This window comes from Psychrobacter sp. 16-MNA-CIBAN-0192 (assembly GCF_040309565.1).
GTDB lineage: Bacteria > Pseudomonadota > Gammaproteobacteria > Pseudomonadales > Moraxellaceae > Psychrobacter.
In genome coordinates this window covers 1-1,069 of record NZ_JBEOOX010000036.1, presented here as the reverse complement: position 1 = coordinate 1,069, position 1,069 = coordinate 1, and the positions used below count along the sequence as shown (strand labels likewise).

General features: G+C 49.2%; 1 pseudogene and 1 other annotated feature. The pseudogene reads right to left on the bottom strand.

Features of this window, described 5'->3' with window-relative positions:
• Positions 1-1,019 (bottom strand): annotated as a pseudogene (locus tag AAEY78_RS12240) (IS3 family transposase); the annotation flags it as partial.
• Positions 628-744 (bottom strand) — a sequence feature (AL1L pseudoknot). Its footprint overlaps the pseudogene before it by 117 nt.
• Positions 1,020-1,069 lie beyond the last annotated feature (50 nt).

Sequence of the window (1,069 nt, the reverse complement as noted above, 5' to 3'; positions counted from 1 at the left end):
CGTTTCAGCCAATGCATTGTCGTATGAGTCACCAGTCGTGCCCACAGAGGCAATAACACCGCTGTCAGCCATTTTATCAGTATAGCGGATGGATAAGTACTGAACCCCTCGATCGCTATGATGAATGACGTTTTTAGGGTTATTCCTGTCTGCTATCGCTTGATTTAACGCCGCCATCACCATATCCGTGTTCATGCGATTAGAGACTTTCCAGCCCACAATAGCGCGGGCAAACACATCAATAATAAAAGCGGTATAGACCCAGCCGCTTGTTGTCTTGATATAGGTAAAGTCCGCCACCCATAGCTGGTTAGGGCGGTGGGCATTAAAGTTGCGATTGACCAAGTCGTCAGCGCGCTTTTGATCGTCACGGCTGTTGGTGGTAATCTTACCCTTACCGCGCCAAACCCCCTGCATGCCATACTGCTTCATTAATCGCTCAATGGTACAGCGAGCAACCTTTACGCCGTCAGCCTTCATCTGCTGCCAGACCTTACGCGCACCATAACGGCATTTACTGTCTTGCCAAATACGTTTAATCTCGCTGATATAATAGCCGTCATGCTGACTGCGTAGTGAGCGCTTTTCAGGGTAGCACTCTAGGTCTTTAGCACGGTGATAGGTTGATGGGGCAATCGGTAGTACTCTACAAATTGGCTCGACCCCGTATTCTAGCTTGTGATCATCGATAAATTTGACCATTACTTGGCTGGACGGTCGAGCTCCGCCTGGGCGAAAAAAGCGGCTGCCTTACGTATGATCTCGTTGGCTTGCTTGAGCTCTTTATTCTCACGTTCAAGTGCTTTGATACGCTCTTTGTCACTGTGCGCCTGTACTGATGCTGGAATGGTTTGATCGATGTGCTTTTTATGCCAGGATCTCAGGGTTTCAGGGGTACAGCCAATCTTAGGGGCAATGGCTTGAATAGCTGACCAAGTGGAGGGGTAATCGCCCGCTGCTTCAATCAGCATGCGAACGGCGCGTTCTTTAATCTCGGGGGTATAGTTTCGTGTTTTCATTGTCGTATTCTCTCAGAAAGTTGAGCCTCCGACAATACCGGGGCGGTTCA